Source organism: Paucibacter soli (assembly GCF_037482845.1).
Lineage (GTDB): Bacteria > Pseudomonadota > Gammaproteobacteria > Burkholderiales > Burkholderiaceae_C > Paucibacter_B > Paucibacter_B soli.
This window is the reverse complement of the sequence record NZ_JBBHJW010000001.1, coordinates 190,124-216,248: the sequence shown is the minus strand read 5'-3', so window position 1 is coordinate 216,248 and position 26,125 is coordinate 190,124. Positions and strand designations below refer to the sequence as shown.

Annotated in this window: 26 protein-coding genes; 9 read left to right on the top strand and 17 right to left on the bottom strand. The window is 66.7% G+C overall.

Annotated features, from left to right (window positions below):
- Nucleotides 1–25: 25 nt before the first annotated feature.
- The 12 genes from WG898_RS01030 to gspG form a co-directional block, all read right to left on the bottom strand.
- Nucleotides 26–1,015 carry an AAA family ATPase gene (locus tag WG898_RS01030; protein ID WP_339600922.1) on the bottom strand — a complete coding sequence of 330 codons (990 nt, stop codon included), beginning with the start codon at nucleotides 1,013–1,015 and terminating at the stop codon, nucleotides 26–28.
- A gap of 103 nt (nucleotides 1,016–1,118) precedes the next feature.
- Entirely contained in the window at nucleotides 1,119–2,333 is a 1,215-nt protein-coding gene (gene gspF, locus WG898_RS01025; protein ID WP_339600921.1) for a type II secretion system inner membrane protein GspF, read from the bottom strand.
- Between the two features lie 10 nt (nucleotides 2,334–2,343).
- Nucleotides 2,344–3,765: a type II secretion system ATPase GspE gene (gspE, locus tag WG898_RS01020; protein WP_339600920.1), complete on the bottom strand. Its 1,422-nt coding sequence runs from the start codon at nucleotides 3,763–3,765 to the stop codon at nucleotides 2,344–2,346.
- A gap of 18 nt (nucleotides 3,766–3,783) precedes the next feature.
- The gene (gene gspD / locus WG898_RS01015; RefSeq protein WP_339600919.1) at nucleotides 3,784–5,988 is read right to left on the bottom strand and encodes a type II secretion system secretin GspD; all 2,205 of its coding nucleotides are present in this window, start codon (nucleotides 5,986–5,988) and stop codon (nucleotides 3,784–3,786) included.
- A gap of 2 nt (nucleotides 5,989–5,990) precedes the next feature.
- Nucleotides 5,991–6,824 carry a type II secretion system protein N gene (gspN, locus tag WG898_RS01010; protein WP_339600918.1) on the bottom strand — a complete coding sequence of 278 codons (834 nt, stop codon included), beginning with the start codon at nucleotides 6,822–6,824 and terminating at the stop codon, nucleotides 5,991–5,993.
- A complete protein-coding gene (locus WG898_RS01005; protein ID WP_339600917.1) occupies nucleotides 6,821–7,366 on the bottom strand; it encodes a type II secretion system protein M in 546 nt (181 codons plus the stop codon). Before WG898_RS01005 ends, gspN begins: the two co-directional genes overlap by 4 nt.
- Complete coding sequence (gene gspL / locus WG898_RS01000; RefSeq protein WP_339600916.1) at nucleotides 7,363–8,628, bottom strand: type II secretion system protein GspL; 1,266 nt, start codon at nucleotides 8,626–8,628, stop codon at nucleotides 7,363–7,365. Before gspL ends, WG898_RS01005 begins: the two co-directional genes overlap by 4 nt.
- Nucleotides 8,629–8,672: 44 nt before the next feature.
- Nucleotides 8,673–9,620, bottom strand: a complete 948-nt coding sequence (gene gspK, locus WG898_RS00995; protein ID WP_339600915.1) for a type II secretion system minor pseudopilin GspK — start codon at nucleotides 9,618–9,620, stop codon at nucleotides 8,673–8,675.
- 23 nt (nucleotides 9,621–9,643) lie between these two features.
- Entirely contained in the window at nucleotides 9,644–10,270 is a 627-nt protein-coding gene (locus WG898_RS00990; protein ID WP_339600914.1) for a PulJ/GspJ family protein, read from the bottom strand.
- The gene (gspI, locus tag WG898_RS00985) at nucleotides 10,270–10,638 is read right to left on the bottom strand and encodes a type II secretion system minor pseudopilin GspI (RefSeq protein WP_339600913.1); all 369 of its coding nucleotides are present in this window, start codon (nucleotides 10,636–10,638) and stop codon (nucleotides 10,270–10,272) included. The genes WG898_RS00990 and gspI overlap by 1 nt, the downstream gene beginning before the upstream one ends.
- Nucleotides 10,635–11,162 carry a prepilin-type N-terminal cleavage/methylation domain-containing protein gene (locus tag WG898_RS00980; RefSeq protein WP_339600912.1) on the bottom strand — a complete coding sequence of 176 codons (528 nt, stop codon included), beginning with the start codon at nucleotides 11,160–11,162 and terminating at the stop codon, nucleotides 10,635–10,637. Before WG898_RS00980 ends, gspI begins: the two co-directional genes overlap by 4 nt.
- Nucleotides 11,089–11,523, bottom strand: a complete 435-nt coding sequence (gene gspG, locus WG898_RS00975) for a type II secretion system major pseudopilin GspG (RefSeq protein ID WP_339600911.1) — start codon at nucleotides 11,521–11,523, stop codon at nucleotides 11,089–11,091. The genes WG898_RS00980 and gspG overlap by 74 nt, the downstream gene beginning before the upstream one ends.
- A 93-nt stretch (nucleotides 11,524–11,616) precedes the next feature.
- Between gspG and WG898_RS00970 the strand changes: the two genes are divergently transcribed.
- Complete coding sequence (locus WG898_RS00970) at nucleotides 11,617–12,249, top strand: type II secretion system protein N (RefSeq protein ID WP_339600910.1); 633 nt, start codon at nucleotides 11,617–11,619, stop codon at nucleotides 12,247–12,249.
- Here the strand turns inward: WG898_RS00970 and WG898_RS00965 are convergent.
- The gene (locus WG898_RS00965; RefSeq protein ID WP_339600909.1) at nucleotides 12,235–13,302 is read right to left on the bottom strand and encodes a nicotinate-nucleotide--dimethylbenzimidazole phosphoribosyltransferase; all 1,068 of its coding nucleotides are present in this window, start codon (nucleotides 13,300–13,302) and stop codon (nucleotides 12,235–12,237) included. The two genes, WG898_RS00970 and WG898_RS00965, sit on opposite strands and share 15 nt — an antisense overlap.
- Nucleotides 13,303–13,397: 95 nt before the next feature.
- Entirely contained in the window at nucleotides 13,398–14,927 is a 1,530-nt protein-coding gene (gene ilvA / locus WG898_RS00960) for a threonine ammonia-lyase, biosynthetic (RefSeq protein ID WP_339600908.1), read from the bottom strand.
- Nucleotides 14,928–15,270: 343 nt separating this feature from the next.
- Here ilvA and WG898_RS00955 point away from each other — a divergent pair, with 343 nt between their 5' ends.
- Nucleotides 15,271–15,693, top strand: coding sequence for an OsmC family protein (locus WG898_RS00955; protein WP_339600907.1), 423 nt, complete (start codon nucleotides 15,271–15,273; stop codon nucleotides 15,691–15,693).
- Here WG898_RS00955 and coq7 read toward each other — a convergent pair.
- Nucleotides 15,690–16,358, bottom strand: coding sequence for a 2-polyprenyl-3-methyl-6-methoxy-1,4-benzoquinone monooxygenase (gene coq7, locus WG898_RS00950; RefSeq protein WP_339600906.1), 669 nt, complete (start codon nucleotides 16,356–16,358; stop codon nucleotides 15,690–15,692). The genes WG898_RS00955 and coq7 overlap by 4 nt on opposite strands.
- Nucleotides 16,359–16,666: 308 nt before the next feature.
- Here coq7 and WG898_RS00945 point away from each other — a divergent pair, with 308 nt between their 5' ends.
- The 6 genes from WG898_RS00945 (at nucleotide 16,667) to WG898_RS00920 (ending at nucleotide 23,018) form a co-directional block, all read left to right on the top strand.
- The gene (locus WG898_RS00945; RefSeq protein ID WP_339600905.1) at nucleotides 16,667–17,653 is read left to right on the top strand and encodes a porin; all 987 of its coding nucleotides are present in this window, start codon (nucleotides 16,667–16,669) and stop codon (nucleotides 17,651–17,653) included.
- Between the two features lie 188 nt (nucleotides 17,654–17,841).
- Entirely contained in the window at nucleotides 17,842–18,915 is a 1,074-nt protein-coding gene (locus tag WG898_RS00940) for a porin (RefSeq protein ID WP_339600904.1), read from the top strand.
- Nucleotides 18,916–19,084: 169 nt separating this feature from the next.
- Entirely contained in the window at nucleotides 19,085–20,068 is a 984-nt protein-coding gene (locus WG898_RS00935) for an ABC transporter permease (RefSeq protein ID WP_339600903.1), read from the top strand.
- A gap of 10 nt (nucleotides 20,069–20,078) precedes the next feature.
- Nucleotides 20,079–21,017, top strand: a complete 939-nt coding sequence (locus tag WG898_RS00930) for an ABC transporter permease (protein ID WP_339600902.1) — start codon at nucleotides 20,079–20,081, stop codon at nucleotides 21,015–21,017.
- A gap of 19 nt (nucleotides 21,018–21,036) precedes the next feature.
- Nucleotides 21,037–22,023 (top strand): ABC transporter ATP-binding protein, encoded by a 987-nt coding sequence (locus WG898_RS00925; protein WP_339600901.1) that lies wholly within the window; start codon nucleotides 21,037–21,039, stop codon nucleotides 22,021–22,023.
- Nucleotides 22,020–23,018: an ABC transporter ATP-binding protein gene (locus tag WG898_RS00920; protein ID WP_339600900.1), complete on the top strand. Its 999-nt coding sequence runs from the start codon at nucleotides 22,020–22,022 to the stop codon at nucleotides 23,016–23,018. The genes WG898_RS00925 and WG898_RS00920 overlap by 4 nt, the downstream gene beginning before the upstream one ends.
- A 17-nt stretch (nucleotides 23,019–23,035) precedes the next feature.
- Here WG898_RS00920 and lptM read toward each other — a convergent pair whose 3' ends face one another.
- The gene (gene lptM, locus WG898_RS00915; RefSeq protein WP_339600899.1) at nucleotides 23,036–23,143 is read right to left on the bottom strand and encodes an LPS translocon maturation chaperone LptM; all 108 of its coding nucleotides are present in this window, start codon (nucleotides 23,141–23,143) and stop codon (nucleotides 23,036–23,038) included.
- A 99-nt stretch (nucleotides 23,144–23,242) separates the two neighbouring features.
- Here lptM and cyaY point away from each other — a divergent pair, with 99 nt between their 5' ends.
- The gene (gene cyaY, locus WG898_RS00910) at nucleotides 23,243–23,593 is read left to right on the top strand and encodes an iron donor protein CyaY (RefSeq protein WP_339600898.1); all 351 of its coding nucleotides are present in this window, start codon (nucleotides 23,243–23,245) and stop codon (nucleotides 23,591–23,593) included.
- Between the two features lie 9 nt (nucleotides 23,594–23,602).
- On the opposite strand, the gene WG898_RS00905 is transcribed toward cyaY, so the two are convergent.
- Entirely contained in the window at nucleotides 23,603–25,972 is a 2,370-nt protein-coding gene (locus WG898_RS00905) for a penicillin-binding protein 1A (RefSeq protein ID WP_339600897.1), read from the bottom strand.
- Nucleotides 25,973–26,125 lie beyond the last annotated feature (153 nt).

Here is a 26,125-nt window from a genome sequence, read left to right as displayed (position 1 = left end):
GGGGCGGCCGCCGCGCCGGCGGGCGCTATTGCATGAAGCCGATCGTGCCGCGCTTCTTGCCCGGGTCGGGCAGGTCCTCGCACAGCAGGGTGCCGCGTGCGGCAAGCTTGGCGTTGCCGAAGGCCGTCATCCAGGCGCGCCGCATCTCGCGCGGCGCCAGCTCGGCCATGCGGTCCAACACCGCGTCGGCGGGCTGCTCGTCAAAGCGCTTGCCCCAGTCATGCTGCTGGCGGATGGCTTGGTAGAGGGTCAGCGCGATATGGCGGGCGGCCTCGAAGTCGGGTGCCTCCACCTCGTAGATGTTGACGCGGTTCAGGATGGGCTCGGGAATGCCGCGCGCATCGTTGGCGGTGGCCACCCAGATCACCTGGCTGGCGTCCACCGCCACCTCGGCGAATTCGTCCATGAAGCTGCCCGCGGTGTCGTGCTCCAAGAGGCTGTAGAGCGAACCCAGCGGATCGTAGGCGGCCTCGCCGCCGGCCTTGTCGATCTCGTCCACCACCATCACCGGGTTGGCGTAGTCGCCGTCCACCAGGGCCTCGAAGACCTTGCCGGGGCGCGCGCCCTTCCATTGGCTGGAGGCGCCCGAGAGCACCCAGCCGGCGGTCAGCGAACTCATCGAGATGAAACCCATGCCGGTGCCCAGCAATGCTGCGAGCTGGCGCGCGAAATGGGTCTTGCCGATGCCGGGTGGGCCCAGCAGCAGCAGTGGGGTGATCTCCAGCGGGTCACCGCTGTCCTCGCACAGCGCGATCTGGCGCCGCACATCGTCCAGCACGCTCTGAAAGTTGGGCAGTTCCTCGTAGAGGTGCTGCATCGCCGGCAGGCCGGAGGGCTTGACCTGGAAGCGCTGCGGGCCCTTGTCCAGCATGCGCTGGTAGGTGGAGCGCAAGGGCTCGTGCTCCTGCTTGGGGAGCTTGCCGAGCTTCTTCTCGACCTCCTGCACGCTGTAGACGCTGCGCATCTGCGCGATCGGGATGCGCGGACCCAGACAAGCGATGGCGTTTGTGCTCATGACCCAACTCCTGAAGCGCGGCATGCATGTGCCCACTTCCATTCAAGCAAACCCGCTGCCACCCTGCCTGCGGAACAGGGGCGCAAATGCCGAATAGTTACGCTTATTTCACCCAGGTGTTGAGCTGGATGATGGGCTGCAGCACCGCTAGCACGATGGTCATCACCACCCCGCCCATGGCCACGATCAGGAGGGGTTCCAGCAGCGAGGCGGCGGCCATGGCGCGGCGCTTCACCTCGGTGCCCAGCTGGCGGGCGGCGCGATCCAGCATCGCCGGCAACTGGCCGGTCTGTTCGCCCAGGCGCGCAAACATCGCGAGGATGCCGGGAAAGCGCTTCTTGCCCGCCAGCGCCGCACCCAGCGGCGCACCCTCGCGCACCTGCACCAGCGCGTCCAGCGCATCCGCGCGCATGGCGCGGTTGGAGAGCGTCTCGGCCGCCGCCTGCAAGGCCTTCAGGATGGGCACGCCGGCGCCCGCCAGCATCGCCAGCGTGCCGGCAAAGCGCGCCGCGTTGTAGCCGCGCGCCAGCCGCCCGATCACCGGCAGGCCCAGCGTGGCGGCGTCGAAACGCTCGCGGAAGGCCTCGCGCCGCAGCGCCAGCTTGAGCGCCACGCCGGCACCGACCAGCCCGGCCAGCATGGCCCAGCCCCAGCTGCGCACGAACTCGGAGATCGCCAGCATCGCCACCGTCAGAAAGGGCAGGCTGCGCTTGGAACTGGTGAATACGCTGGCCACCTGCGGCACCACATAGGTGACCAGGAAGATCACGATGATGACGGCCACCAGCGAGACGATGGCCGGGTAGGCCATCGCGCCGATGAGCTCGCCGCGCAGGGCCTGGCGCTCCTCCAGATCGTCGGCCAGCCGCTCCAGCACCGGACCCAGGGCGCCGCTCTGCTCGCCCGCCGCGACCACGGCTCGGTAGACATCGTCGAACTCGCGCGGTGCGCTGGCGAGCGCGCGCGCGAACGGCGAACCAGCATTCACCTCGGACTTCAGCTGCGCCAGCAACTCGCGTTGGCGCTGGTCTTCGCTTTCATCGGCTAGCGCCGTGAGTGCGCGTTCCAGCGGCAGGCCGGCGGCCACAAGGCCGGCCAGCTGGCGCGTCCAGACCGCCAGCGCGGTGGCACCGAAGACGCGGCTGCTGAAGCGATGGCTGCCGCCCTCGGCGCCATGCTGCTGCACCTGCTGCACGCTCATGGGTGTGAGCGACATGCCGCGCAGCTGCGCGCGCGCGCTGCGCGGGCTGTCGGCCTCGATGATGCCCTGGGTGCTGCGCCCGGCGGCGTTCAGGGCCTCGTATTTATAGGCTGCCATCGCGCCGGGCCTATTCGCGCGTCACGCGCAGTACTTCTTCGGCCGAGGTGATGCCGGCGGCCACCAGGCGCTCGCCGTCCTCACGCATCGAGCGCAAGCCGGCGGCCTGCGCCGCCTTGAACAGCTCGCGTTCCTCGGCGCGGCTGTGCACCAGATGCCGTATCTCGTCATTGGCCACCATCAGCTCGTAGACGCCGGTGCGGCCCTTGTAGCCGCTGTGGCTGCAGACCTCGCAGCCAACGGGATGGTAGCGCCCGGCGTCGTCGCGGCGCTTGCACACGGGGCACAGCTTGCGCACCAGGCGCTGGGCCAGCACGCCCAAGAGGCTGGAGCTGAGCAGGAAGGGCTCCACGCCCATGTCGATCAGACGCGTGACGGCGCTGGGCGCGTCATTGGTGTGCAAGGTGGCCAGCACCAGGTGGCCGGTCAGCGAGGCCTGGATGGCGATCTGCGCGGTCTCGAAATCGCGGATCTCACCGATCATGATGACGTCCGGGTCCTGGCGCAGGATGGCGCGCAGGGCCTTGGCAAAAGTGAGGTCGATCTTGGCGTTGACCTGGGTCTGGCCGATGCCGGGCAGCTCGTACTCGATCGGGTCTTCCACCGTCAGCACATTGGTGGTGCTGGTGTCGACGGTCTGCAGCGACGCGTACAGCGTGGTGGTCTTGCCCGATCCCGTGGGGCCGGTCACCAGCACGATGCCATGCGGCTGCTGCACCTGGCGCTTGAAGGCGGCGAGCACATCGCCGTCCATGCCCAGGCCTTCCAGCGTGAACTTGGATTCGCTTTTGTCCAGCAGGCGCAGCACCGCGCGCTCGCCATGCGCCGAGGGCAGGGTGGAGACGCGTACGTCGATGGCGCGGCCGCCGATGCGCAGCGAGATGCGGCCGTCCTGCGGCAGGCGCTTCTCGGCGATGTCCAGCTCGGCCATGATCTTCAGGCGCGAGATCAGCGCGGCATGCAGGCCGCGATTGGGCTGCACCACCTCGCGCAGCGTGCCGTCGACGCGAAAGCGCACCGAGCTGGCGCGCTCGTAGGGTTCGATGTGGATGTCGCTCGCACCATCCTTGGCGGCCTGCGTCAGCAGCGCGTTGAGCATGCGGATGATGGGTGCGTCGTTGGCGGCCTCCAGCAGGTCTTCCACCGCGGGCAGGTCCTGCATCATGCGCGAGAGGTCCACCGCGCTCTCCACCTCGCCCACCACCATGGCGGCGCTGGACTCGCTGCCGGCATAGGCGGCGTTGATGCGTTCGGTGAGCGCCGCGGCGGCCATGCCTTCGAAGCGGTCCACCGCGTAGACGCGCTGCACCTCGGAGAGCGTGGCCAGGCTCACCTCGGGCGCGGCCCACAGCACGAGTTGGTTGCCGTCGTCCTCCAGCAGCACGTTGGCGGCCTTGGCATAGGCGTAGGGCAGGGGGTGGCGGCTGGCCATGCTGGTTCTCGGCCGCACTCAGGGTTGTTCGGGTGCGCCGCGACGCACCGGCGTGGTGATCACGCTGGTCTTGGGCGACTCGGGCAGCACCGGCGCGCCGGTGTTTGGCAGCAGCATGCTCTCCTTGGGCTGGGCCTGCTGCTGGCTGGCGCGTATGGCCTCGTAGCGGTCCAGCGTGAGCCGGTCGGCCGCATCCTGCGAGCGCATCACGATGGGCCGCAGGAACACCATCAGGTTGGTCTTCACGCGTTTGCGGTTCTCGCTCTTGAACAGATTGCCGATGATGGGGATGCTGCCCAGGCCCGGCACCTTGTCCTCGCCGTCGGTGTACTCGTCCTTCAAGAGGCCGCCCAGCACCATGATGGCGCCGTCATCCACCACCACGGTGGTCTCGATCGAGCTCTTGTCGGTGGTGGGGCCGGAGGAGGTGGTGGAGCTGGGCACCACCGAGGAATTTTCCTGGTAGACCGTCATGCGCACCGCGCCGCCCTCGCCGATCTGGCTGCGTATGCGCAGCGTCAGGCCGACGTCCTTGCGGTCTATGGTCTGAAAGGGGTTGACCGTGCCGCCGGTGCCGGCGCCGGTGTTGGTGAAGGAGCCGGTCACAAAGGGTACGTTCTGGCCGATCACGATCTTGGCTTCCTCGTTGTCCAGCGCCACCAGATTCGGTGTCGAGAGGATGTTGGCGCCGGTCTGCTGTTCCAGGAAGTTGGCGATCGCGCCGAGGGTATAGAAGCTGCCGATCTTCTTCAACACGCCGACGTTCAAGCCGCTGGGCACGCCGCCAGCGGCGAGTGCAGTGCCGGCGCTGGTGTGGCCACCCGCGGTGGCGGCACTGAGATTCAGGATATTGGAATTGCCGCTGCCAAAATTGGTGCCCAGACCGGAGATCGTGCTGTCGCCCTTGTTGCCGAACAGGTTCTGCCACTGCACGCCGAAGTCGGCCACCTTGCTGGCGTCGACCTTGACGATCATCGATTCCACATAGACCTGGGCGCGGCGCCCGTCGAGCTGGTCGATGACGGCGCGGATCTGGCGGTACAGCGGCTCGGCCGCTGTGATGATGAGCGAGTTGGTTGAGGGGTCGGCCTGGATGAAACCGCCGGTGGAGGGCGCGGGCGAGGCGCCCACCGGGGTGGTGGCCGCGGTGCTGGCACCGATGTTGGTGCCAGCAGCGGTGTTGCTGGCGGTATTGCTCTGCTGTTGCGTGCCGCTGAGCGGGCTGCTGCCTAGCCCCGGGGTGCTGCTGCTACCGCCGCTGGCGCCGCCGGCACCACTGCTGAAGGCGGCGCGCAGCACGGTGGCGAGCTTCGCCGCGTCGGCGTTCTTCAGATAGACCACGCGGATATTGCCCGCCGCGTTGCCGGCCGCGCTGGGCTGGTCCAGCTTGTCGATGATGGCGCGCATGCCGGCCAGTCGTGCCGGGTTGGGCGCGCGCAGGATCAGCGCATTGCTGCGCGGATCGGCCAGTACCGTCAGCCCGCCCGCGCCCTGGCCGGGCACCACGACCGCACCACCGCCGCCGCCGTCGGCGAGTTTTTGCACCAGCGCGGCGATGTCCGAGGCCACCGCATGCTTGAGCGTGACGATCTCGATATCGGTGCTGGCCGAGGTATCCATGGCGCCGATGATCTTGCCCAGGCGCTGCAGATTTTCCGCGTAGTCGGTGATCACCAGGCTGTTGTTGCCCGGATTGGCATTGATCGTGTTGTTGGGGCTGATCAGCGGCCGCAGCACCGCCACCAGGTTGTTGGCGTTCTCATGCTGGAGCATGAAAATTTGCGTGATGATCTGGTCGCCGCGCTGCTTGCCTTCTCCCACCGTGACGGTGCCGGTCTGCAGCTTGGCGTCGGCCTCGGGCACCACCTTCAGCAGGCCGGTGTTCTCCACCACCGTGAAGCCCAGGCCGCGCAGCGCGGCCAGGTAGTTCAGATAGGCCTCGTGCACCGACAGGGCCTGCTCGCTGTAGAGCGTGATCGTGCCCTTGACGCGCGGGTCGACGATGATTTGCTTGTCCAGCATCACCGCGATGGCGCGCGTCACCGCCTCGATGTCGGCGTTGACGAAGTTCAGCGTCACCGGCGTGCTGGCCTTGAGCGCCGGGCTTTGCGGGCGGGCCTGGGCATGCAGGCCGAGGGACGGCGTGCCCAGCAGCACGGCGATGGCCAGCGTCAGCGCCATGGGTCTTGCGTGCGTGCGTTTGCGCTCATGCTGCTTGTTCATGCTCATCCGATCGAGATGACCGAGCGCGCACCGTTGCGCCGCCCGATGATGTTCAGTAGGTTGTTGAGTGCCGCCTCGCGTCCTGGCGCGGCACTGGCCTCGCCGAGAAAGCGCGCCTTGGCGGTACCGCCCAGCGTGCCCGAGCCGTTCAGCAGCAGTGCGCCCTCCATGGTGCTGAGCTGCAGCTGGGACGCGCCACTGGTGGGGTCGCCGCTGATGTTGAGGCGGTAGCTGCCCAGCGGCGCGAGCGTGGCGACGCGCGAGGCGAGGTTGATGAAGTCGAGCTCGATAGCACCACTCTGGCGCCAGCGTCCCTGCACCCAATCCAGGCGCAGCTCCCGCGTGGTGAGGCGCACCGAGCCGCTCAGCTGCAGGGTGTTCCAGGGCGTGCCCAGTCCGCTCAGCCAGGCGGCCGGCCAGCGCGCCTGCCAGTCGCCCTGCGCCGGCACGCTGATGGCCAGGCGCCCGAAGCCAGGCTGCAGCAGTAGCTGCATTTCGCCATTGATGCAGCAGGTCTGGCGCAGCTTCAGGAGCAGGCCCAGCTGCTGCAAGCCCACCGACCAGTCGAGTCGTCCGGGCAGGGCGCTGAAGTCGCGGCTGCCCGCGCCGCCCGATAGCACCAGCACACCGCTGCCCCGCCAGACGGTGCCGCGCGTGTCGGTCAGCAGCAACTGCTGCTGCGTGGCGCTGGCCAGCCCATGCGCCAACCAGCTGGCGGGGGCGAAGGCGATCAGCGCCACCAGCGTGCCGAGGAGGGCGCCTATCAGCGGCCAGCGCAGGACGCTGCCGTGGCGTGCACGCGTGCCCGGCTCGGCAGGCTGACTGAGCGCCATCATGCCGGAGCTCCCAGGCTCAGCACGATGTTGCCGCTGAAGCCGGCCGGGCCGCGCTGCAGCTGCGCCTCCACCGGGCGGGCGCGCGCGGCGCTGCGCACCTCGGTAAGCCAGGCCTGCAGGGCCTCGCTGCTGACGCCCTTGAGCGTCAGCACGGCCCGGTCTGCGGTGATGTTCAGCGAAGCGGCCGCGCCCAGATAGTCGCTCGCGGCCTTGAGCGCCTCGGTGGCCTGGCTCAGCGGCACGGCCGGCAGCGCGCGCAGTTCGCGGGTCTCTTGCGCCAGGCGTTGCATGTCCTGCAACTGGGCCTCCACCGCATCGAGCTGGGCCGGTGCGCTGCGCAGGGTACGCAGCGCGGGTGCCACCGCGATGAGCCAGAACAGCAGCAGCGCCAGCGTCAGCCCGGCGGCTTGGGCGCCCAGGCGCCCGCGCGGCCCGAGCCCCTGCCAGGCGCTGACCAGCGGCGCCAGCTGTTGGCGCAAATTGGCGCGCAATGGGGCCAGCGGCCCGTCGCTGGAACGGCTGCGTTGCAAACCTGGTGTCATGACGGGCGGCCTCCCTGACTGGCGCGACTCAGGCTCATGCGGCCGTCGTTGAGCTCGAGCTGCCAGCCCTCGCTCTGCAGTTGCTTCTTGAAGGTCTGGATCTGCGCCTCGCTCCAGCCATTGGCCGGAATCATCAACCGACCGGTTTCGAAGGAGAGTGCTTCCAGCGGCCCGCGGTCGCCCGGCCAGGCGGTGGCGGCGGCGGCCAGCAGGGTTTCCAGATCCTGGTCGCCGGGGCGACCGGCGCTGGCGCGCAGCAGATCGGTCTCGCGCTGCATCTGGATCGGCGCGTCCAGCACCGCGCGCACCTGCGGGTGGCTGCGCGTGAGGATGTGGCTGAGTTCGGCACGCCGCGCCTCCAGCAGGCCGCGCTGCTGCCAGGCCCACAGGTTCAGGCCCAGCAAATGCACCAGCAGCAGTCCCGCCAGGGCCCAGCGTACCGGGCGCCACTGGCGATGCAAAAAGGTGCGCACCAGTTGGCGTAGCGCGCGCAGACCGCGCGTGCGCGGCGCCAGCTCGAACTGGCGCAGATTCCACGGGCCTTGCAGGGCGGCCAGCGCTCGCTGGGCCGCGGTCAGCGGGCTCACGGTGCTGCCCAGCCAGCGTTCGGCGGCGGCGGCCAACTCGGGTTCGGCGCTCCAGCGCGCCGTCTGCACCACGCCGGGCGCAAACAGCTTGCGGGCAAAACTGCCTTCCAGCCGCAGCGTGCTGACGCCGTCGGCGGCGCTCCAGCGTAGCGCGAGTGCGTCGCCGTCGGGTGCTTCGGCGACGCTAAAGAAATGGCCCTGTGCGCTGGCATTGGGCCAGGACAGAGGCAGCACGCGTTCCACCGCGACATGCGCCTGGTCCAGCGCGGCCAGGTGCTCGCTCAACCAGGCGCGCGCCAGCACCGCCACCCAGGCATGGTCGCCGCCCATGGTTTCGGGTTCGATGGCGAAATGCAGGCCCTCGGGGTCGTCCAGCAGCAGGTCCTCCATCTGCCCGGCCAGGGCGGCGCGCAGGCGCTTGCCCTTGGCTTTGGGCAGTTGCAGTTGATGCCAGCTGAGCTCGGCGTCGCCGACCAGGGCCACCACGTTGTCGGCCTTGGGTAGTTGGCCGGCGGCACATCGGCCTGTTACGGCCGGACTAAGGCCGTCGTCGCTGTAGAGGTAGTCGTATTCCGGGCCCTGCTCGCCACGCGGCTGCCCCTCGCCCGGGCTCGGCGGACGCGCCTGTGTGCGCAGGCGGCTGCGCGTGGGCAAATAGATGAGGAGGGTGCTCATGGACGATGGTCTCGGTGCGGCATTCTAGGAGGCTATCGGTGGGCTCATGGCGAGGTCTCCAGCACCAGATTGACACGTTCGCGGTTCACGACCTGGATCTCGCGGCCGACGCGCCGTACCAGCGAGCGCTCTTCCAGCACACGCTCGTCCAGGCGCAGGCGGCCCATCACGATGAAGTATTCGGTCCGTACCGCGGCGCGCTCGTTGCCCAACTGCACATCAGGCGGCAGGAACACGCGCAACTCGTCGGGGCTGCGCAAGGGCGCGGCCTGGCGCGCCTGCACGATCTTTTCGGCGATTGCCAGATTGGTGTTGAATAGCGCCGCGATCACCTCACGCGGCGCCGTGTTCAGGTTCACCGGGGTGGCGGTGGGCAGCAGGGTGACCCAGGGGCGCAGGCGTTGGATGCTCTCGGGCTGCAGGCCCAGCCAGCTCAGCTGGGCAAGGCTCTTGGGTTGCAGCAAGCCGTCGCGCTTGTCCTCGTTCTTGGCAAAGGCCAGCCGCAGCTTCTGCGCCAGCTGCGTGGCCACGTCGCTGCTGAGGCCGGCGCTCTCGCACAGCCGCACCAGGGTGGCCAGTTCCTGGGTCGCCGCGGGCGAGTTTGGCTCGCTGACGGCCAGGTTGCGCAGGTTGTACTGGGCCTGGGCGTCTTGGATGCTGCCGGACAGAAATGCCTCCGGGCCGTCGTCGGTATTGCCCTTGTCGGCCGCCAGAAAGGTGCTCAGGCGGGCCTCTGCCAGGGGCACGGCCCAGGGCTCGCCAAGATGGTCCGTCGGGGGCTCGCTGCCGCTGGGGCGTGCATCCTCGGCGAGGATCAGGCGCGCCCAGTCGAGCGCGCCGCGCAGCATCCAGCTGGCCTGGGCACGCGCACGCTCGGCCGCCTCGATCTGCACCGCACGGTACTGGCGCCACACCATGCCGGCCGCCAGGCTGCTCACCATCGCCACGATCAGCATCGCGGTGAGCAGGGCCGCCCCGCCTTGCCGGTGCATCCGGCGCATTCGGTGCAAGGGCCTCATGTGCCGGGCTCCAGCAGCACCTGGCGCGTCAACGGTCCGCCAAAGCCGCTGCCGGGCGCGAATTGCAGCAGCACGCGTACGCCGCTGGGCAGGGGCTGGCTGCCGCCGGCGCCTGAGGCAGCCGGGCCGGGCGCCTGCACATCGCCGCTGGATTGCGCATTGCTCCAGGCATTGACGCGGTAGTAGTAGAGCTGCCAGCCGCTCAAGCCCTCCAGCGCGCGCAACTGGCCCGTGTCCTGGGCCCAGGCCTGCAGGCTGCGCTGGTAGCTCTCGTTGAGCCCCGACAGCGTGGTGGCGGGTGTGCCGGCCCAGCGGTAGAGCTGGCCGTTACGCAGGCTCCAGGCCACCACCTGCAGACCTTGGGCATGGGTGCGGGTGACGCGCAGCGTCGAGCCGTCGAAAGCCAGGGGCGGGACGCCGCCGCTGTCCTGCACCGCATGCAGGTCCTGCTCCCATTGCGCCAGCACGGTCTGCAGGCGCGCGCTGCGCTCCAGGCTGGCCTGGCTGAGCTCGCGGGTGCGCATGATGGCATCGATGCCGCGCCAGGACATTACCGCCATGGTGGCCATGATGAGCAGGGCCACCAGCACTTCGATGAGGGTAAAGCCGCGCGTGTGCCGCATCAGTTGCGCCCCACGATGGTGGAGATGCTCAGCAAGACCTGACCCTCGGCGTCGCGCATCACAGTCTCGACACGTCGGAAGCTGGGGTTGGGCGTGGGCCGCACGACGAGGCGGCCGAGATACTGCTGGCCCAGCTGCTCGCAGGCGAATTCGCTGTCGCCCACGCCGGGGAACTGCCTGCCCAGGCGCATCTCGGTGAGCTGGTTCTCGGCACACCACTGGGCCGAGACGATCTTGGCCAGGCGCTCGGCATTGCCGGTCAGGGCGCCCGCCGCCTTGATGCCGGCGCCCAGGGTGATGGCCACGATGGTGAGCGAGACCAGTACCTCGATGAGGGTAAAGCCGCACGCGGCATGGCGCGCGCTCATGGCGCAGCGGCGCCGTCATGGCGCGCCTCGAAGGGGCCCAGGCCGTCGGTGGCCACCCAGATGCGTTCCTGCCCCAGGCGCAGCAGCACGCTTTGCGCGCCGATCAGCGGCTCGGGGCCCAGCACCAGCGCGGTGGCGCGTTGGACCTCCACCCCGACCGGCGCGCCCAGCCAGCGGCTGGGCAAGGCGATGCGGGCCGGCAGGCCCTGGAAGCGGAAGTCGTCGCCCGAGGCATCGCGCACCGGCCGCCAGCTCACGCTCAGGCCGGCCGCGCGCGCCTCGGCACGCGCGCTCTCGAGCAGAGCGGCGAGGCGCTCGGCCTCGCGCTGCAGCTGTGCCTCGGCGGGGTCGCGCATGGCCATGGTGACGGTGGCGGCGGCGATCGCGATCAACGCGACCACCACCAGCAACTCGATCAGGCTGAAGCCGCGCGCGCCGCCTGGCCAGGGCTTATTGCCAGGAGCCAATGTCCGCGTCGTTGCCTTCGCCGCCGGCACGTCCGTCAGCGCCGAAGCTGTAGACATCGATGTCACCTTTCACGCCCGGGTTGGCGTACTGGTAGGGACGACCCCAGGGATCATTGGGGAGCTTTTCCACATAGGGCTTCCAGTTCGGCGGCGTGGGCCCGCTGGTCGGCTTGCGCACCAGCGATTCCAGGCCCTGCTCGGCGCTGGGGTAGCGCTGGTTGTCGAGCTTGTAGAGCTTGAGCGCCTGCATCAGGTTGTTGACGTCGGTGCGTGCGGCTGTTACGCGGGCGTCGTCAGCGCGGCTCAGCACATTGGGCACGATCAGCGCGGCCAGCACGCCGATGATGACCAGCACCACCAGCAGTTCAATCAAGGTGAAGCCGTGCTGGCGCAGGCCGAGAGGTTGTGGTCTATGCATGGTGATAGGCCGTAAGCCTTGGGGTGGGGTCAGGTGTTGTCCGGCATGAGAGCAGTGGCCGGTACCGAATGTCGCTTGAATCATAATCGGCTCATGCTTGCGCGAACGATGGCTTTACTCATGTGGGGGCTGCTGGCCTGCAGCGGCGGCTACTGGCTGCTCAAACTGGCCCCAAGCGCCATACCGACACCGGTCGGCGCACTCAGTGCCGGCGACCGCGGCGTGGTGCAAGCCGACCTGAGTCGCTTGTTCGGCGTCAGCGCCAGTGAGCCCGCCGAAACGCCGGCCCAGCCGGCGGCCGAAAACCGCTTCAAGCTGCTGGGCGTGGTGGCGCCCAAGCGCGCGGGCGCCTGGCATGCCGGCGAGGGCGTGGCCCTGCTGACCGTGGACGGCGGCCCGCCGCGCACGGTGCGGGTGGGCGCGATGCTGGACGGCGAGTACAGCCTGCTTGCAGTTGAGGCCCGCAGCGTGACCCTGGGCCGCGCCGGCGTATCGGCGTTCTCGCTGCAGCTTGCACCGCCCACCGAAGCGGCCGCGGGCACGCTGCCGGTGGCGACGCCATCGCCGGTGATCCTGGGAGGAAATCCTGGTGGCAATGCCACGCCACCCTTGGTCGTGGGCAATATGCCGCTGCCGCCCATGCAGTCCATGCCGCCGTCGAATGTGCCGGAGCCGAACGCGGTGCCGCTGCGTCAACCCATGCAGCAAGGCCTAGAAACGCGATGACGCGACGGCCAGCTGGTTGGGGCGGGTGGTGGGCGGGCCCTCTCCGAAGTCCCGCACCTCAGTGAGCAGGGCCGCAGCGCTGCGTATCAGCGGCCAGGCCAGCGCCGAGCCGGTGCCGTCGGCCGCCTCCATGCCCAGCTCCAGCAGGGCCGAGGCGTGGAAGAGGGCGAAGGCCTCGTCGAGGCCGCGATGCGTCTTGCTGCGGCAGAACACCGCGTAGTCCGTCACCGGCGGCGCGATCATGGCCGCGACCTTGAGCGCGGCACAGGCGGCGATGCCGTCCACCAGGATCAGATGGCGCTTGCTGGCACCCACCAGCATGGCACCCACCATCACGGCGGTCTCGAAACCACCGAAGGCGGCCAGCACTTCCATCGGATCGCTGATGTCGCGATGCCGGCCCTGGGCGCTGTGCAGCACCACCAGCAGATGGGCCAGATCGTCTTGGCGCATGTCGGGCCCGGACACCACCAGCTCACGCACCGGCATGTCCACCAGGCGGGAGAGGATCAGGGCGCCGGCCTCGTCGGCGCCCTGGCCGAGGGCGGCGCAGGCCAGTACATTGCCGCTGAGGTTGTCGGAGATCTCCATGCCCACGCGTACGCCTGCATGTGCCTGTTCCATGCTCATCGCCTGGCCCACGCGCGAGTTGCGCGTGCCATGTGCGATCTTGCGTGCCAGCAGGCGCGGGTGCGGCGGCAGCGATTCGGCAATGCCGCAGTCCACCACACTCAGCTGCATGCCCTGCAGGCGCGCGAACACCGCGCAGGGCAGGCGGTTCTGCAGCGCCAGCAAGGCCTGCTCGCGCGTGGTGCGGCCCTGCAGCTTGCCGATGCCGTCCACGGCCAGGCCATGGTCGGCGGCGAACAGCGCCAGCGTCGGGTCGCGGAAGCGCGGCGTCAGGGTGCTCTGGATCAGACCCAGGCGCACGGCCAGGGGCTCCAGCTCGCCCAGCCCGCCGCTCAACGCGGCCGAGCGCTCGATGCGCTCGCGCAGCGAACGCTCGAGGTCGGGATTGGCGGTGGGTGAAATCAGCGATTGGTGGATGGACATGGAAGGCCGGTGCGGCGGCTGGCGCTCGCCAGGCTGCCTATTCTGTGCGATCTCGCACGCAAACGTATCGGCAAATGCCCTTCTCGTGCAGCGCCTCAGCGCAGGAAGAGGCGGTACACCGGGTTGTTGCTCTCGTCCACGAAGGGGTAGTTGAGCGTCTCCAGGAATTCGCGCAGCGCCGCGTTGTCACCGCGCGGTACCTGGATGCCCACCAGGATGCGGCCGTAGTCGGCGCCCTGGTTGCGGTAGTGGAACAGGCTGATGTTCCAGTTCGGATGCATGCTGGAAAGGAAGCGCATCAGAGCGCCCGGGCGCTCGGGGAAGATGAAGCGGTACAGGCGCTCGTTGCGTGCCAGCTCGGTGCGGCCGCCCACCATATGGCGGATGTGCAGCTTGGCGAGTTCGTTGTCGGTGAGGTTTTCGGTGGCGAAACCCTGTTTCTCCAGCGAGCGCGCCAGCTTGTCGGCCTCGTCGCGCTTGTGCACCGCCAGGCCCACGAACACATGGGCACGTTCGGCGTCCGAGATGCGGTAGTTGAACTCGGTCACGCTGCGCGGCCCGATCAGCTCGCAGAAACGCTTGAAGCTGCCGCGCTCTTCCGGGATGGTGACAGCGAACAGCGCCTCGCGCTGCTCACCCACCTCGGCGCGCTCGGCCACGAAGCGCAGGCGGTCGAAGTTCATATTGGCGCCGCAGGTGATGGCGATGAAGGTCTGACCCTTGCAGCCCTTGTCCTTCACATACTGCTTCACCGCGGCCACGCCCAGCGCGCCGGCCGGCTCCAGGATGCTGCGGGTGTCTTCGAACACATCCTTGATGGCGGCGCACACCGCATCGGTATCGACGAGCACAAAGTCGTCCACCAGGGCGCGCGTGATGCGGAAGGTCTCCTCGCCCACCAGCTTGACGGCCGTGCCATCCGAGAACAGGCCCACATCGGCCAGCTGCACGCGCTTGCCGGCCTTCACCGAGCGTGCCATCGCGTCAGAGTCCTTGGTCTGCACGCCGATCACCTTGATCTCAGGCCGCACCGCCTTGATGTAGGCGGCCACACCCGAGATCAGGCCGCCGCCGCCGATGGCGACGAAGATGGCGTCGATCGGCCCCTGGTGCTGGCGCAGCAGCTCCATGGCGACGGTGCCCTGGCCGGCGATCACATCGGGATCGTCAAAGGGGTGGACAAAGGTGAGGCCCTGGGCCTTTTCGAGCTCAAGCGCGTGGCCGTAGGCGTCGCTATAGGAATCGCCAAACAGCACCGCCTCGCCACCATGGCTTTGCACCGCGTCGATCTTGACCTTGGGCGTGGTCACCGGCATCACGATGACGGCGCGGCACCCCAGCTTCTTGGCCGACAGCGCCACGCCTTGGGCGTGGTTGCCCGCGGAGGCGCAGATCACGCCCTTGTCGAGCTGCTCACGGCTCAGGTGCGCCATCTTGTTGTAAGCGCCGCGCAGCTTGAAGGAGAACACGGGCTGCTGGTCCTCGCGCTTCAGCAGCACCTTGTTGCCCAGGCGCTTGGAGAGGTTCTTGGCCGGATCCAGTGAGCTCTCGATCGCGACGTCGTACACCTTGGCATTCAGAATGCGCTGCAGATAGCTGTTGTCCGCCGGAGTCAGCGCGGGCATGGTTGGCTGCTTGGGGGTGCGCGACTTGGCGGGGCCTGGCATGAATGCTCTCCAATGCATGAAGCTGTTGCAGCGCACCATCATAACCAGGGGGCTGGCCCGGCCATGCCTGCCTCAGCGGGACGAAAAAAAGCCCGGGGCCGTGAGGCCTCGGGCTGAATCCACCATGGAGGCGGTGGAGGAGACAAAGGGTGCCGGTCAACACAGGGCCGCATACGTTTGCGCATGTGTCGGCTGGCGTGCTTAGAATTCTACGACCAGGCCATGTTGCATCGCAATAAATTTGCGTGCTGGCATTGGAGGAAGTTCTCTAGATTGACGATCCCGACGACCGGAGCGCAGGATGGAATGCACGATCAATTGGATGGGCCAGCAAGGCATGGCCTTCGTGGCCGAGACCGGCAGCGGTCACCTGCTGACCATGGACGGCGCGCCCGACGGCGGCGGACACAATCTGGCCCCGCGCCCGATGGAGACGGTGCTGGCCGGCACCGGCGGCTGCACCGCCTATGACGTGGTGCTGATTCTCAAGCGCGGGCGGCATGACGTGCGCGGCTGCCAGGTCAAGCTCAGCGCCGAGCGTGCGGCCATCGAGCCCAAGGTCTTCACCAAGATACATATGCATTTCGTGGTGCAGGGCCGCGGCCTCAATCAGGCGGTGGTGGAGCGCGCCGTGGCGTTGTCGCACGAGAAATACTGCTCGGCCAGCATCATGCTGGGCAAGACGGCCGAGATGACGACCTCGGTGGAACTCGTCGAGGTCTAGATATGGTGTGCGGTGCGCGTCATGACGCGTGCCGCCAGACGCATCAGGCCGCGCAGCGATGCCGGCAATTCGCGCGCGCCAGCCTGTATGGCCTGCTCTGCATGGGCGGCTTCTTCCTGCTGCATCGTGGCCACAATCGCCCGGGAGGGCTGGTCAGCGGCAGGCAAGCGATCCAGATGGCTGGCAAGGTGGGCCTCTACCTGTCGTTCCGTCTCAACCACAAAGCCCAGGCTAAGCCGGTCGCCCAGCATTCCGGCCGCCACGCCGATACCGAAGGCGCCGGCATACCAGAGCGGAGTCAGGTAGCTGCTATGACTGTTCAGTTCGACCAGGCGCTGACGTGTCCACACCAGATGGTCTACTTCTTCCTCGGCCGCGCGCTCGAAGTGCTGGCGTAGGGCCTCATCGCTTGTTACGAGCGCTTGTGAACGGTAGAGCGCCTGCGCACAGACCTCGCCGACATGGTTGACGCGCATCAATGCGCCCGCCAGTCGACCATCTTCGTCTGACAGTTCGGCCTCAAGCCCCGCGGCAGGCGAGGGCCGTCGGCCGGCATGCGCCCCGGTCATGGTGCGCAAGGCGTGGTCGGCCGAGGAGATCAGGCGGTCAGCGAAATTGAGGCGGGCAGAGGGGTTCATGCTGAGGTGGGGCATGGTGTCGAGCATGGACTCATGGCTGGCAGTGTACGAGCCAGGCAGTCCGCGCTATCCCTTTTGAGGGTTTTCCTTTGCGGGATTTGCCTGAGTTTTGTGACAGGTTTTTTATGCTTGCAAGACGTTGCCCGCCGGCAACGGAAGGCCCCAATTTGCATGCCTGTTGTCGCCAGGGCCGCCGGGCAATGGTGCAATAGGCGCAACTTCCGCTGCGGAGGTTGGCTCGGTCGGCCAGAAGGTTGGCTTTGCAGGCCGAGACCTCTTGATTCAGTTTATTTTTGGAGATTCCAATGAAGAGTAAGTCCCTGATCGCCCTGGCTGTGCTGGGCTCGCTGGCCGGTGTCGCCTCGGCGCAATCGTCGGTGACCCTGTTCGGCCTGGTTGACGTTGGCGTGCGCCAAGTCAAGGGCGCAGCCGGCACCGTCAACACGCTGTCGTCGGATGGCCGTTCCAGCAGCCGTCTGGGTGTGCGTGGCGTGGAAGACCTGGGCGGCGGCCTGAAAGCCAGCTTCTGGATTGAAGCACCGCTGAGCGCCGACACCGGCACCTCGGATGCCACCCGTTTCTGGAATCGTCGTGCGACAGTCAGCCTGTCGGGCGCCTTTGGTGAAGTGCGCCTGGGTCGCCACAAGGTGGCAGCGCGCCTGACGGTTGATGACTTCGACCCCTATTCGACCACCGGCACCGGTGCCGTGAACGCGATCTTCTCGGGTCTGGGTTCCAAGGCTGGCTTCCCGCAACGCGTGGATAACCAGGTCGGCTATGTGCTGCCTGGCGATCTGGGTGGCGTGTATGGCGGTGCTGACGTTGCCGCCGGTGAGGGTGCTGCCACTGACGGCAACAAGTCGATGTCCGCTCGCCTGGGCTACAAGGCCGGCCCCTTGCATGTGGCTGGTGCTTTCAGTGTTGGCGGCGTGAGCAACAACAAGTACAAGTTCAGCGTGATCGCCGGTTCCTACGACTTCGGTGTGGCCAAGGCCTCGCTGATGATGGGCCAGAACAAGTTCGACGCCCTGAAGCAAGGTTGGTGGCAGGTCGGTGCCGTGGTTCCTGTGGGCTCGGGCGAAGTGCTGCTCTCGTACGCAGACGCGAACGCCAATGCTGCCGCAGAGGTCAAGACGGCTGGCGATGCCAAGCTGTTCGCGCTGGGCTACAACCACATCCTGTCGAAGCGCACGACCATTTACGCAACCTTGTCGCAGATCAAGAACGAAGGCTTGGCCAAGTTCGTGGTCGCGGGCGGCAATGCAGTCAATGCCGGCGGCACCTCGCGTGGCGCCGACGTGGGCATTCGCCACAGCTTCTGATCGACAGATCCGGCGCTTCGGCGCGAAGTTGCAAGGCCACCGCGAGGTGGCCTTTTTCGTTTGCGATGGCGCAACTGTCGCCACCGAGACAGGGTTATTTCCCGTTGGATCGGTGCAACAAGGCGGGGTCGAGTCACCGAGGTCACACCACAATAGCGCCAGGTATTTTTCCAACCAGGAGAGACGAGATGAGGAAGACGGTATTGGTTTTGGGACTTCTCGCCGGCAGCGTGGGCGCGGCCTATGCGCAGTCGAGCGTCACCCTGTATGGCATCGTTGACGCGGCAGCCCGCTATTCGACCAACTCGGGCTCGGCCGCGAACAAGAGTGCCTCGCTGTCGACGCTGGCTCCTGGTGGCATGTCGCAAAGCCGTCTGGGCATCAACATCACCGAGGACATGGGTGGTGGCCTGAAGGCGATCGCCAACATGGAACACCGTCTGCTGTCCGATACCGGTGGCGTGGCCGCTGCCGAGTTCTGGCGTCAGTCTTGGGTGGGCATCCAGTCCAGCGACTTCGGTCGCATCACCCTGGGTCGGCAGTACAACATCCTGTTCGACGCAGTGACGTCGACCTATGCTTCGTTCAAATACTCGCCCTACATCGAAGCGTTCAAGCCCGAAATCGGCCTGTCCATGGGTGCCCGCCAGGACAATATGGTCAAGTACCTGGTCGAGTCGGGCGGTCTGCGCGGCGAGGTCCAGGTGAGTGCCGGCGAAGGCAATAGCCAGAGCAAGTCGATGGGTGGTTTGCTGCGCTATGCCGCTGGCGAGTTTGCTTTTGCCGGCGCCTATTTGCAGGTTACCGACACCGGTGGCAAGAAGGTCAAGGGTGCGACCTTTGGTGGTTCTTACGCCTCTGGCCCCTGGTCGCTGAACGCATCGTGGGCACAGAACAAGTTTGATGCTGGCAGTCTGCTGGGTGGTGCCTACACTTCCGGCATGCTGGGTGCGGGCGTTCTCAACGCTGCCGCCAATGACGTCAAGAAGCGCGACATGGTGATGATGGGCGTGGGCTACCAAGTTACGGCCCAGTTGAACCTGGGCGGTCAGTACTGGCATTCCAGCCAGACGCATTTCAGTCCGCTGCTGACGGGCACCAGCAAGGCTGACTTCTTTGCCTTTGTCGCTGACTATGCCTTCTCCAAGCGCACGGATGTCTATGCCGAGCTTGATCACACCAAGTTCAAGGGTGCCGTGATGTTCGGCAATACCGCAGACAAGCGTGACGGCATGATGGTTGGTGTGCGCCACCGCTTCTAAGCGTCGGAGTGACTGGGGCATGCTGCCCCAGGGCTGTTTGTCGGGCCGCCTTGTGCGGCCCGCGTTCTTTTCGTCCTCGCCCGTGCGGGACGCTAGGGCTTCCCCCTTTGTCTGCGCTTGGAACCTCCGGGATGATGTCGCCTGATGCGAGCCTGAGGTTTCAGATTCAATGTTGGTATTCATACTCAGGCGTTTGGCCCAGGCCCTGGTAGTCATGCTCAGCGTGGCCTTCATCGCCTTCATGCTGTTCCAGTATGTGGGCGATCCGGTGACGAATCTGCTGGGGCAGGATGCCACGCCGGAACAGCGCGAGCAGCTGCGCCACGACCTGGGCCTGGATGCCTCGTTCCCGGTGCAATTCGCGCGCTTTGTGGGCAATGCCGTTCAGGGCGAGTTCGGCCTCAGTCTGAGGCAGGGGCGCAAGGTCTCCACCCTCATCGTCGAGCGCTTCCCCGCCACGCTGGAACTCTCGATGGCGGCGGCGCTGATTGCCCTGGGTCTGGGTATTCCATTGGGTGTGATCGCGGCATTGCGGCGCGGGCGGGCCTCGTCGCAGCTGCTCATGACGCTGTCGCTGCTGGGCGTGTCGCTGCCCACCTTTCTGATCGGCATCCTGTTGATCCTGATCTTCGCGGTGAACCTGAAGTGGCTGCCCAGCTTTGGCCGGGGCGAGGTGTTGGCCATCGGCAACTGGACGACCGGACTGCTTAGCCTGGATGGGCTCAAGCACCTGCTGCTGCCCGCAGTCACGCTGTCGGTGTTCCAGCTCACGCTCATCATGCGCTTGGTGCGTGCCGAGATGCTGGAGGTGCTGCGCACCGACTACATCAAGTTCGCGCGCGCGCGCGGCTTGAGCAACCGGGCCGTCTACTTCGGGCACGCGCTGCGCAATACCTTGGTGCCGGTGATCACCATCACCGGCCTGCAGCTCGGCTCGCTGATCGCCTTCGCCATCATCACCGAGACCGTGTTTCAGTGGCCGGGCATGGGCCTGCTGTTCATCCAGGCAGTGCAGTTCGCCGACATCCCGGTGATGGCGGCCTATCTATGCCTGATTTCCTTCATCTTCGTCAGCATCAACCTGCTGGTGGACCTGCTGTACTTCGCCGTCGATCCGCGCCTGCGCGTCGAGCGCAAGGCCGGCGGGCATTGACATGAGCCGCATGCAAAATCCGCAAGCCCAAGCCGCGGCGCCGAGCGCATGGCGGCGTTTCTTCGACGGCGACCTCTGGCATTCCTACCGCAGCTCGCCGATGGCGATTCTGGCCAGCGTGATTGCGCTGGTCTGCGTGGTCTGCGCGGTTTTCGCCGAGTTCGTGGCGCCCCACAACCCCTTCGACCTGTCTACGCTGGAGCTGATGGATTCGCGCCTGCCGCCGGCCTGGATCGATGGGGGATCGGTCAAATACCTGCTCGGCACCGACGACCAGGGGCGCGACATTCTCTCGGCCCTGATGTATGGCGCGCGCATCTCGCTGCTGGTGGGGTTGGCGTCGGTGCTGCTGTCGATGCTGATCGGCGTTGGTCTGGGCTTGCTGGCCGGTTTTGCGGGTGGGCGCGTGGATGGCTTCATCATGCGCGTCTGCGATGTGATGCTGTCCTTCCCGTCCATCCTGGTGGCCTTGCTGATCGACGGCGTGGGGCGGGCGCTGTTCCCGCAAGCGCATGAGGCGCTGGCCTTCCTGGTGCTGATCTTTGCCATCGCACTCACCGGCTGGGTGCAATACGCACGCACGGTGCGCGGCTCCACCATGGTGGAGCGCAACAAGGAATACGTGCAGGCGGCGCGCGTCATCGGTGTTGGTCCATTGCGCATCATGTTCAGGCATGTGCTGCCTAACGTGTTGGGTCCGGTGCTGGTGCTGGCCACCATCCAGGTGGCCTCGGCCATCATCACCGAAGCCACGCTGTCGTTCCTGGGCGTGGGGGTGCCGCCCACAAGCCCCTCGCTGGGCACGCTGATACGGGTGGGCAACGATTTTCTGTTCTCGGGCGAATGGTGGATCACGATTTGGCCTGGCGCGATGCTGGTGCTGATCGCCCTGAGTGTGAACCTGCTGGGCGACTGGTTGCGCGATGCGCTCAACCCGCGCCTGCGTTGAGACCGAGGATGCTGCCGGCATGAGCGCCACCCCTTTGCTTGAAGTTCGTGCGCTGCGCGTCGAGTTCCCATCGCGCCATGCCAGGCTGCTGGCGCTGGACGACATTTCCTTCGACATTGCCGCCGGCGAGATCCTCGGCGTGGTGGGTGAATCAGGGGCCGGCAAGTCGCTCACCGGCGCCTCCATCATCGGCCTGCTGGATCCGCCCGGCCGCATCGCCGGCGGCGAGATCCGCCTGGACGGGCAGCGCATCGACAATCTGCCCTACGAGCAGATGCGGCGCATCCGCGGACGCCGCATCGGCGCGATCTTCCAGGACCCGCTCACCTCGCTGAATCCGCTCTACACGGTTGGCCAGCAGCTCATCGAGACCATCACCACCCATCTCGGGCTGAACCCTCAACAGGCGCGCCGGCGTGCCATCGAACTGCTGCAGCAGACCGGCATCCCCGCGCCCGAGGCACGCATAGATCAGTATCCGCACCAGTTCTCGGGCGGCATGCGGCAGCGTGTGGTGATTGCGCTGGCGCTGGCGGGCGAGCCCAAGCTGATCGTGGCGGACGAGCCGACCACCGCGCTGGACGTGTCGATACAGGCGCAGATCATTGCCCTGCTCAGGCGCGTGTGCAAGGAGCAGGGCGCGGCCGTGATGCTGGTGACGCACGATATGGGCGTGATCGCCGAGACCTGTGATCGCGTGGCGGTGATGTATGCCGGCCGCATCGTCGAGATCGGGCCAGTTCGCGATGTCATCCACCAACCCGCCCATCCCTATACCGTCGGCCTGATGGGCTCGATTCCGGCGATGGACGAGGATAGAGAGCGTCTGCTGCAGATCGACGGGGCGATGCCGCGACTGAACGCGATTCCGGCCGGTTGCGCGTTCAATCCGCGCTGCCCTCGTGCTGTTGAGCGCTGCTTGCGCGAGCGCCCCGAACTGATGCCTGCCGGCGCTACGCGCGCGGCCTGCTGGCTGCACGCGGCGAATGAGGGGCGGGCCGCATGAGCACCAAGCCGCTGCTGGAGGTGAAGGACCTCGCCAAGACCTTCGATGTTTCTGCACCCTGGCTGAATCGGGTCGTCGAGCGCAAGGGGCGGCAGTTCGTGCATGCGGTGGACGGGCTCAGCTTCAGCATCGCCAAGGGCAAGACGCTGGCCCTGGTGGGCGAATCCGGCTGCGGCAAGAGCACCGTGGCGCGCCTGCTGGTGGGGCTATACGAGCCCACGCGTGGGAGCGTCAGCTTCGACGGCGTAGATACTGCCGCCAAGATGGATGCGACCCAGCGTCTGGTCCTGCGCAGGCGCATGCAGATGATTTTCCAGGATCCCTATGCAAGCCTGAATCCGCGCTGGAAGGTGCAGGACATCGTGGCCGAGCCCTTGCGCGAGCATGGTCTGGTGCGCGATACCGTGGAATTGCGCGAGCGCGTCGCCGAGCTGCTGCGCTCGGTGGGTCTGGCCGCGGTGGATAGCGAAAAGTTCCCGCACCAATTCTCAGGTGGGCAGCGCCAGCGCATCTCGATCGCGCGTGCGCTGGCCACCCAGCCGGAGTTCCTGGTTTGTGACGAACCCACCTCGGCCCTCGACGTGTCGGTGCAGGCGCAGGTTCTCAACATCATGAAGGACCTGCAGCGCCAACGCGGGCTGACCTACCTCTTCATCTCGCACAACCTTGCGGTGGTGCGGCATGTGAGCGACCAGGTGGGCGTGATGTACCTAGGGCGCCTGGTCGAGCTGGCGGACAAGGCCGAGCTGTTTGCCAGGCCGCGCCATCCCTACACGCGCATGTTGCTCGATGCGATTCCTGATATTCATATGTCAGGGAGGGCGCGCACGCCGGTGCGTGGCGAGGTGCCTAACCCGCTCAGTCCGCCCAGCGGCTGCAGCTTCCATCCGCGCTGCCCCCTGGCCAATCAGCGCTGCCGGCAGGAGCGACCGGCACTGACCTTGTTCGAGGGCGTGCAGGTGGCCTGCCATGCGGTGCTGGAAGGGCGCGCTTAGGTCACGCTGGGTCGTGCTTATGGCGTGCTGCTGGCGGCGCTGGCTTGCTTGGCGGGCGGCGGCAGGCTCAGCGGGCCTTTCTGTCCGCAGGCGTTCAGCGTGAGCGCGGCAGATGCGAGCAGCATGGCGGCGCCGCGGCGCTGAAACCCTGAGGCCGGGGCGGCCTTGCCGGAGCGGCCTACACTGTGGCTTTGATCGATCAACATTCGGGAAGTTTAGCCGCCATGACAGCCAGCCCCCTCAGCGATGCCGACTACCAGGCGAAGACGCGTGCGGTGCTTGATCACATCGAGGTCCAGGTGGATGCCTGGCTGGACTGCGATGTGATCGACATCGACAGTCATCGCACCGGCGGGCTGCTGGAACTCAGCTTTCCCAATGGCAGCAAAATCGTCATCAATACCCAGCCGCCGTTGCAAGAGCTGTGGCTGGCGACACGCGCCGGCGGCTACCACTTCAAATATGTGGCCGGGCAGTGGCTGGACACCCGCGAGTCGCAGGAGTTCCATGTGCTGTTGTCCGGGCAGGCCAGCGCGCAGGCCGGCAAGACTCTGTTGTTCACGCCACCGGCCTGAACGGCGCTTTCAGCGCTTGAAGAGATCGAGGACGCTTTTCTTCTCTTCTTCGCTGGCGTTGCCCGGCAGTTTGGCGTCGTCATTGCTGAGTGCACGCACGCCCGCCGGGCCCTGGTATTCGTCGTAGAACCACTCGCCGTTCACCTGCATCACGCCTTCCGGCGCCGTGGGCTCCGAGACCGCCACGCCCTTCAAGGTCTGGCTCATGTATTCGATCCAGACCGGCAGGGACAGCCCGCCGCCGGTTTCGCGATCTCCTAGTTTGCGCGGCTGGTCGTAGCCGATCCAGACCACCGCCACCACCTGCTGCTGGTAACCGGCGAACCAGGCGTCCATCGAGTCATTGGTGGTGCCGGTCTTGCCATAGATGTCCGGCCGCTTGAGCTGAGCCTGGGCCTTGGCGGCCGTGCCGCTACGGGTGACTTCCTGCAGCAGGCTGGTCATCACAAAGGCATTGCGCGCATCGATGACGCGGTGGCTCTCGTCCAATTGGCTCGGCAGGCTGGCCTCGTACAGCAGCTTGCCCTTGTGGTCGGTGAGCTTGGCGACGAGCTGCGGGCTGACGCGATAGCCACCGTTGGCAAACACGGCATAGCCCTGCGCCATCTGCATCGGCGTGACCGAACCGGCGCCCAGCGCCATGGTCAGGTAGGCGGGATGCTTCTCGGTCTCGAAGCCGAAGCGGGTGATCCAGTCCTGCGCGTAGTGGACGCCGATCGACTGCAGCACCCGGATCGACACCATGTTCTTGGATTTGGCGAGTGCGCGGCGCAGCGGCAGCGGCCCGTCGAAGGTGCCGTCGTAATTCTTCGGTTCCCAGGGCTGGCTGCCCGTGGTGCTGGCGTCGAAGAATAGCGGCGCGTCGTTCACCACCGTGGCGGGGGTGAAGCCTTTCTCCAAGGCGGCCGAGTAGATAAAGGGCTTGAAGCTGGAACCGGGCTGGCGCCAGGCTTGGGTGGCATGGTTGAACTTGTTCTTGGCATAGTCGAAGCCGCCCACCATGGCGCGCACCCTGCCGTCGCGCGGATCCAGGGCAATGAAGGCGCCTTCGACCTCGGGCAACTGCGTGATGGTCCAGTCGTTCTTGCTGCCCTTGACGACGCGGATGACCGCGCCGCGGCGGATGCGCGTCTTGGGGTTGCCACGCTCGGACAGTCCCGAGGTGGCGGGCTTCAGCCCCTCGCCGCCGATGTTGATGGTCTCCCCACTCTGCAGTGCCGCCACCACCTTCTTCGGATCGGCTTCCAGCACGACGGCTGCCAGCAATTCGTCGTTGGCGGGGTGCTCGGACAGCGCCTCCGCAACACGGACGTCGACATCCTTGGGGTTGGTCGGCAGGTCAATATAGGCCTCCGGGCCGCGGTAGACCTGCCGTCGCTCGAAGTCCATGATGCCGCGCCGCAGCGCCCGATACGCGGCGTTCTGCTCGTCGGCATTCAGGGTCAGGTAGACGTTCAGCCCGCGCGTGTAGGCCTCATCGCCGTACTGGGTGTAGATCAGTTGCCGCGCCACCTCGGCCACGTACTCCGCATGCGAGGAGGCCTCGGCCAACTGGCGATAGCGTAGCGTCTGCGCCTTCGCCTCCTTGTGCTGCTCCTCGGTGATGTAACCGTTGTCCAGCATGCGATCGATGATGTATTGCTGGCGCTGATTGGCCCGACGCGGGTTGTTGATCGGGTTGTAGGCGGACGGCGCCTTGGGCAGGCCTGCCAGCATGGCGGCCTCGGCGATCGAGATGTCCTTGAGCGGCTTGCCGAAGTAGACCTCGCTGGCGGCGGCGAAGCCATATGCCCGGTGGCCCAGGAAGATCTGGTTCATGTAGATCTCGAGGATCTGCTCCTTGCTGAGTGCGTTCTCGATCTTCAAGGCCAGCAAGATCTCGTAGATCTTGCGCGTCATGGTCTTCTCGGTGGAGAGATAGAAATTGCGTGCCACCTGCATCGTGATTGTTGACGCCCCCTGGCTGCGCGATTCACCCACATTGGCCAGGCCGGCGCGGATCACGCCGAGGTAGTCCACCCCGCCATGCTGATAAAAGCGCGCATCCTCGATGGCGAGGATGGCATCCTGCATGACCTTGGGGATGCTCTTGATCGGCAGGTAGTTGCGGCGCTCTTCGCCGAACTCGCCCAGCACTACGCCATCGCTGGAGAGTACCCGCATGGGCAGCTTGGGGCGATAGTCGGTCAGGCCGCTGATGTCCGGCAGATTGGGGTAGGCCATCGCCAAGGCCATGGCCAGCAGCAGCAAGACACTGCCGGCGCCCGCCGCCAGGAGCGCCAAAGCCCAGCCGGCCGCGCGCCACAGCGTGGATCCAGGGCTAAGTGCCTGCGGCCTGTCGGCCGTGCTTGATGGGGACTTCTTCTTGGCTTCGCTCATGGGGCTCCGTCGCGGTCGGGGGATTATAGAAACGCCCCGTACATGCGCGCCTTGTCACCTCTGCTTACCAATACCTGTGGGGCCAATGCCGAAATGGCGGTGTTATTCCGACCTTTGCATGCCGCTGCAGTCGTGTATGTTTCGCAACGTGGT

Coding starts and splice junctions, on each gene's coding strand:
- WG898_RS01030 (WP_339600922.1), bottom strand. CDS start 1,015: ATGAGCACAAACGCCATCGCTTGTCTGGGTCCGCGCATCCCGATCGCG.
- gspF (WP_339600921.1), bottom strand. CDS start 2,333: ATGGCAGCCTATAAATACGAGGCCCTGAACGCCGCCGGGCGCAGCACC.
- gspE (WP_339600920.1), bottom strand. CDS start 3,765: ATGGCCAGCCGCCACCCCCTGCCCTACGCCTATGCCAAGGCCGCCAAC.
- gspD (WP_339600919.1), bottom strand. CDS start 5,988: ATGAACAAGCAGCATGAGCGCAAACGCACGCACGCAAGACCCATGGCG.
- gspN (WP_339600918.1), bottom strand. CDS start 6,824: ATGATGGCGCTCAGTCAGCCTGCCGAGCCGGGCACGCGTGCACGCCAC.
- WG898_RS01005 (WP_339600917.1), bottom strand. CDS start 7,366: ATGACACCAGGTTTGCAACGCAGCCGTTCCAGCGACGGGCCGCTGGCC.
- gspL (WP_339600916.1), bottom strand. CDS start 8,628: ATGAGCACCCTCCTCATCTATTTGCCCACGCGCAGCCGCCTGCGCACA.
- gspK (WP_339600915.1), bottom strand. CDS start 9,620: ATGCACCGGCAAGGCGGGGCGGCCCTGCTCACCGCGATGCTGATCGTG.
- WG898_RS00990 (WP_339600914.1), bottom strand. CDS start 10,270: ATGCGGCACACGCGCGGCTTTACCCTCATCGAAGTGCTGGTGGCCCTG.
- gspI (WP_339600913.1), bottom strand. CDS start 10,638: ATGAGCGCGCGCCATGCCGCGTGCGGCTTTACCCTCATCGAGGTACTG.
- WG898_RS00980 (WP_339600912.1), bottom strand. CDS start 11,162: ATGTCTACAGCTTCGGCGCTGACGGACGTGCCGGCGGCGAAGGCAACG.
- gspG (WP_339600911.1), bottom strand. CDS start 11,523: ATGCATAGACCACAACCTCTCGGCCTGCGCCAGCACGGCTTCACCTTG.
- WG898_RS00970 (WP_339600910.1), top strand. CDS start 11,617: ATGCTTGCGCGAACGATGGCTTTACTCATGTGGGGGCTGCTGGCCTGC.
- WG898_RS00965 (WP_339600909.1), bottom strand. CDS start 13,302: ATGTCCATCCACCAATCGCTGATTTCACCCACCGCCAATCCCGACCTC.
- ilvA (WP_339600908.1), bottom strand. CDS start 14,927: ATGCCCGCGCTGACTCCGGCGGACAACAGCTATCTGCAGCGCATTCTG.
- WG898_RS00955 (WP_339600907.1), top strand. CDS start 15,271: ATGGAATGCACGATCAATTGGATGGGCCAGCAAGGCATGGCCTTCGTG.
- coq7 (WP_339600906.1), bottom strand. CDS start 16,358: ATGCTCGACACCATGCCCCACCTCAGCATGAACCCCTCTGCCCGCCTC.
- WG898_RS00940 (WP_339600904.1), top strand. CDS start 17,842: ATGAGGAAGACGGTATTGGTTTTGGGACTTCTCGCCGGCAGCGTGGGC.
- WG898_RS00935 (WP_339600903.1), top strand. CDS start 19,085: ATGTTGGTATTCATACTCAGGCGTTTGGCCCAGGCCCTGGTAGTCATG.
- WG898_RS00930 (WP_339600902.1), top strand. CDS start 20,079: ATGCAAAATCCGCAAGCCCAAGCCGCGGCGCCGAGCGCATGGCGGCGT.
- WG898_RS00925 (WP_339600901.1), top strand. CDS start 21,037: ATGAGCGCCACCCCTTTGCTTGAAGTTCGTGCGCTGCGCGTCGAGTTC.
- WG898_RS00920 (WP_339600900.1), top strand. CDS start 22,020: ATGAGCACCAAGCCGCTGCTGGAGGTGAAGGACCTCGCCAAGACCTTC.
- lptM (WP_339600899.1), bottom strand. CDS start 23,143: ATGCTGCTCGCATCTGCCGCGCTCACGCTGAACGCCTGCGGACAGAAA.
- cyaY (WP_339600898.1), top strand. CDS start 23,243: ATGACAGCCAGCCCCCTCAGCGATGCCGACTACCAGGCGAAGACGCGT.
- WG898_RS00905 (WP_339600897.1), bottom strand. CDS start 25,972: ATGAGCGAAGCCAAGAAGAAGTCCCCATCAAGCACGGCCGACAGGCCG.